Below are 4760 nucleotides of genomic sequence, written 5' to 3'. Positions count from 1 at the left end.
TACGCCTTCCTCACGGGTTCCCAGGGTCTGGAGCCGTCAGATCGCCACGTGATCGACGGTCTGGTCTCGCTCGGCTTCGGCGCCTCGCTGATCTCGATCTTCGCCCGTCTGGGCGGCGGCATTTTCACCAAGGGCGCTGACGTTGGCGGCGATCTGGTGGGCAAGCTTGAGGCCGGCATCCCCGAGGATGACCCGCGCAACGCCGCCACGATCGCGGATAACGTGGGCGACAACGTCGGCGACTGCGCCGGCATGGCCGCTGACCTGTTCGAGACCTATGCGGTGACCACGGTCGCCACCATGGTGCTGGCCGCCATCTTCTTCGCGGGCTCGGCCATGCTTGGCAATGTCATGTTGCTGCCGCTGGCCATCTGCGGTGTGTGCATCATCACCTCGATCATCGGCACCTTCGCCGTGCGTCTGGGCAAGAGCGGCTCGATCATGGGCGCCCTCTACCAGGGCCTGATCGTCACCGGCGTGCTGTCGGCGATTGCGCTCTACTTCCTGATCCCGTCGCTGGTCCCAGAAACGCTGACCGTGAACGCGGGCACACCTCTAGAGAAGAGCTTCGACGCCATGTCGCTGTTCTGGTGTTCGATGGCCGGCCTGGTGATCACGGCGCTGATCGTGATGATCACCGAATACTACACCGGCACCAATTTCCGGCCGGTGAAGTCGGTGGCGCAAGCCTCGGTCTCGGGTCACGGCACGAACGTCATCCAGGGCCTGGCGATGAGCCTGGAAGCCTGCGCGGCGCCGGCCATCGTGATCATCGTGGGCATCATCGTGACCTACAACCTGGCGGGCCTCTTCGGCATCGCCATCGCCACGACAGCCATGTTGTCGCTGGCGGGTTTCGTGGTTGCACTCGACGCCTTTGGTCCGGTCACCGACAATGCCGGTGGCATCGCCGAAATGGCCGGGCTGCCGCCTGAAGTTCGCGTCACGACAGACGCGCTCGACGCGGTGGGCAACACCACCAAGGCCGTGACCAAGGGTTACGCCATCGGTTCGGCCGGCCTGGGCGCGCTTGTGCTCTTCGCTGCCTATACCGAGGACCTGAAGTACTTCGCGGCCAATGCGTCGCCGGGGTCCTTCTTCGACGGAATGGGCCCGGTGGCCTTCGATCTCTCCAACCCCTACGTCGTGGTGGGACTGCTGTTCGGCGGTCTGCTGCCGTTCCTGTTCGGTGGCATGTCGATGACGGCCGTCGGGCGCGCGGCGCAGTCCGTCGTCGTGGAAGTTCGTCGTCAGTTCCGGGAAAACCCCGGGATCATGACCGGCGAGGTCAAGCCCGAGTATGGTCGCGCGGTCGACATCCTGACGAAGGCGGCGATCCGGGAAATGATTGTCCCGTCGCTTCTGCCGGTCGCATCGCCGATCGTGCTGTTCTTCGTGATCAACGCGATCGCTGGGAAGGTGGATGCCTTTGCCTGCGTCGGCGCCATGTTGATGGGCGTGATCGTCACCGGCCTGTTCGTCGCCATCTCGATGACCTCGGGCGGCGGCGCCTGGGACAACGCCAAGAAGGTGATCGAAGAAGGCTTCACCGACTCGGCCGGCGTGCTTCATGGCAAGGGCTCAGATGCCCACAAGGCGGCTGTGACGGGCGACACCGTAGGCGACCCCTACAAGGACACTTCGGGTCCCGCTGTGAACCCGATGATCAAGATCACCAACATAGTGGCCCTGCTGTTGCTGGCGGTTCTCGCCGCCCAGTAACTGGAGCTCACGCAAGACTGAAGCGCCCCGGAGAGCGATCTCCGGGGCGTTTTTGTTACTGCCCGGCGGGTGAAAGGAGCCCATGCGATCATGATCACCGCACGTTTGGCGCGCCCGGCAGACAGTTCCAGTCTCCGCGCAATCCTGCACGCGGCTTCAACACCCGCAGTCAGGCCTTTTACGCCGCCCGCGGCTACCGTGAGGCGGACAGATATCCCGATCTGGAATGGAACAGCGGCCTGACCACGCTACTTTTGGTCAAACCGCTCCGGTGAGCGTGGCTGAGCGGTTCGGCGGTGTCAGCGCCGGTCGCCGGGCCGCGACCCGGGCACGCCCTCATCATCCTGCGGCAACAGACCACCCTGGCCGACGCTGCCGAGCAACTGTTCAAGGATGGTCATCTCGCGACCGCGGGTCGGGGTCTCGCGACTGTTGAATGCAATGACCTTGCCGTCCTTGAGCGTGTAGGTGTTCACCGCATCGACCAGTTCGCTGTCCTTGTTGAACGCGATGGCGGTCACATTGCGCGCCGTGACCCTGGGCTTTTGAAACGCGACGCGCTGCTTGACCTGGTTCACGTAGAACCAGACGTTCGGGTCAAAGGTCGATGTGACGGAGGGCGACCCCAGCTTGGCGCGCACGGTGGACTTGGTGTCCGTACCCACCTGGACGTCCTTGGGATCCGAATCAATCGCCTGGAACCCCGAATAGCTGGTGATCGGGGCGCAGGCGGTGAGGCCCGTGGCGGCCAGCAATGCGGCAGCGAGGGCGGCGGTGGCGGCGCGTCGGAACATTGCGACTTTCTGCGAGGTTGGCTCGTGACCGGGTATAGAGGCTTTGACCTATCCTTGGCCGCCCCTTAGTTCAATGACGCCCTATATAGAGCGCTCGGGGCGAAATCGAGGCCACCCATGTTAAACCGACTGTTCAAGGCTCGCCCTGCAAAACTGGCCGGGGAGGCGCTGTACCCGCTCGTGGTGGCGCAGGCCCGCACGCCGGGACTCTATGCCGACCTCGGGGCGCCCGACACCCGGGAAGGGCGCTTCGAGCTTTATAGCCTGCATGTGTACCTGATCCTGGAGCGCCTGAAGGCCCAGGGTGAGCAGGCGAGCGAAACGGCCCAGGCGCTGTTCGACACCTATCTCTCCGCGCTGGACAACACGCTCAGGGAGATGGGCGTAGGCGATACGAGCATCAGCAAGCGGATGCGGAAACTGGGCGAGGCGTTCTACGGGCGGATCGCCCTCTACGAGACTGGCCTGGCCGCCTTGCCGGACACCGGTCCACTGGAAGCCATGCTGGCCAGAACCGTCTACGCCGGCATGGATCCTGGCCAGGCGCCGCAACTTGCGGCCTACCTCCTGGCGCAGCGGACGGCGCTCGCCGGGCAGCCACTGGAGGCCTTCTATGCGGGCGAGATCCATTGGGCCAAGCCGTGAGCGGCAGCTGGAACCGGGTCGTAAAGCTTCACGAGGTCAGCCGCGGTCCCCTCAAGCTCTCGCTTGTAGCCGGTGACGCCGAGCGCGCGGAGATCGCCCGGCGGCTGGATCTGGAAAGTCTGTCCTCGTTTCGAGCCGAGATCACGGCGGCGCCCTGGCTGGACGGGCTCGAGCTGTCAGGGCGATTCAACGCCATTGTGGAACAGATCTGCGGCGTCAGCCTCGAGCCGTTCGAAGCCTCGGTCACCGGTGACATCGCCGTGCGCATCGTGCCCGCCGGGAGCGCCCACGCGCCACCCCCGGAAGAAGGGGATCTCGAGTTTGACGCCGACAGTCCGGATGCGCCGGATGTTATCGCCGACGACGCCGTGGATATCGCGGAGTATCTGGTCGAGCATCTTTCTCTGGAGCTCGATCCCTTCCCGCGCAAGCCGGGTGTGACGTTCGACTACGCGCCGCCGACCGAGGAGCTCTCGCCCTTTGCGGCGCTCAGAAAGCTGGCAGAGCCAAAGGCATAGTTTCCACACGGCAATGCGCCGGGGTATGGTCGCGCCGATTCCGGCATCCGGCCGCGACCTTTGCCACTCGATACTGACCGCAGGTCGAGACGGGGAAAGGTCCTAAGCAAAGGCTGCGCTATCGGTCCTGGATCGATGGTGTGGAGGGGGACGAAGGCGCCGATTTGACTGAACCTCTCGTGATATCTGTCGATGCCATGGGTGGGGACCACGGACCATCCGTGGTGGTCCCTGCCTGTGTCCAGGCCCTGGGCGCGATGCCTAAGCTGCGACTGTTGCTGCACGGTGACGAGGCGATGATCCGCGCCGAGCTCGGCCGCCACGCCGGCCATGCTGACCGCATCGAGGTCTGCCACGCTGAACGCGTCATCGCGATGGACGAAAAGCCCGCTCAGGCGATGCGTCGCGGCAAGGGCACCTCGATGTGGGGCGCCATTGAAGCGATCCGCCAGGGCCATGCTATCGCGGCCATTTCGGCCGGCAACACCGGTGCGCTGATGGCGATCTCGAAGTTGATCCTGCGGATGAGCGCCGAACTGGATCGACCAGCCCTTGTGGCGAGCATTCCCAACGCCCGGGGGCAGACCACATTTCTTGATGTCGGGGCGAACGTGGACTGCAACGCGGCGCGACTGGTGGAATTCGCGATCATGGGCGTGGCCTATCATCGGGCGGCGCATGGGGTTGAACGGCCGACCGTGGGTTTGTTGAATGTCGGCTCCGAGGAAATGAAGGGCCACGAGGAGGTTCGTGAAGCCAACCGCATTCTGCGCGAGGGTCGGCTCGATCTGGACTATCGCGGTTTTGTCGAGGGTGACGACATCACCGCAGGCACGGTCGAGGTTGTGGTGACCGACGGCTTTACCGGGAATGTCGCCCTGAAGGCGATGGAGGGGGCTGCGCGGTTCATGTACGATGAGTTGCGAGATGCGTTGACATCTGGCCCCATCGCCAGTCTGGGCGCCTTGCTGGCGCGCCCGTCGCTCCGGAAGTTCCGCGACAAGATGACCCCGTCGCCGGCGGCGCCCCTGCTGGGGCTCAACGGACTGGTCCTGAAGTGTCATGGCGGTGCGGATACCCG

5 protein-coding genes are annotated in these 4760 nt (G+C 64.6%); 4 read left to right on the top strand and 1 reads right to left on the bottom strand.

All coding sequences use genetic code 11. From position 1 onward, the window contains the following. A partial coding sequence (locus tag ACIQ42_RS16145) for a sodium-translocating pyrophosphatase (RefSeq protein ID WP_397423269.1) occupies window positions 1-1722 on the top strand: 1722 nt, incomplete at its 5' end. A gap of 299 nt (window positions 1723-2021) precedes the next feature. On the opposite strand, the gene ACIQ42_RS16140 is transcribed toward ACIQ42_RS16145, so the two are convergent. Next, the gene (locus ACIQ42_RS16140) at window positions 2022-2516 is read right to left on the bottom strand and encodes an outer membrane protein assembly factor BamE (RefSeq protein WP_397423268.1); all 495 of its coding nucleotides are present in this window, start codon (window positions 2514-2516) and stop codon (window positions 2022-2024) included. A gap of 117 nt (window positions 2517-2633) precedes the next feature. Here ACIQ42_RS16140 and ACIQ42_RS16135 point away from each other — a divergent pair, with 117 nt between their 5' ends. The 3 genes from ACIQ42_RS16135 to plsX form a co-directional block, all read left to right on the top strand. Further along, complete coding sequence (locus ACIQ42_RS16135; RefSeq protein WP_397423267.1) at window positions 2634-3161, top strand: ubiquinol-cytochrome C chaperone family protein; 528 nt, start codon at window positions 2634-2636, stop codon at window positions 3159-3161. Continuing rightward, a complete protein-coding gene (locus ACIQ42_RS16130) occupies window positions 3158-3679 on the top strand; it encodes a YceD family protein (RefSeq protein WP_397423266.1) in 522 nt (173 codons plus the stop codon). The genes ACIQ42_RS16135 and ACIQ42_RS16130 overlap by 4 nt, the downstream gene beginning before the upstream one ends. 164 nt (window positions 3680-3843) lie before the next feature. Further along, on the top strand, window positions 3844-4760 hold a 917-nt coding region (gene plsX / locus ACIQ42_RS16125; protein WP_397423265.1), incomplete at its 3' end, for a phosphate acyltransferase PlsX.

Source organism: Phenylobacterium sp., assembly GCF_044372605.1.
In the GTDB taxonomy this organism is placed as follows: Bacteria; Pseudomonadota; Alphaproteobacteria; order Caulobacterales; family Caulobacteraceae; genus Phenylobacterium.
This window is presented reverse-complemented; position numbering and strand designations above follow the sequence as displayed.

What these genes read in the sequence shown, in the direction of transcription:
- ACIQ42_RS16140 (WP_397423268.1), bottom strand. Translation starts at nt 2,516, where the DNA reads ATGTTCCGACGCGCCGCCACCGCCGCCCTCGCTGCCGCATTGCTGGCC.
- ACIQ42_RS16135 (WP_397423267.1), top strand. Translation starts at nt 2,634, where the DNA reads ATGTTAAACCGACTGTTCAAGGCTCGCCCTGCAAAACTGGCCGGGGAG.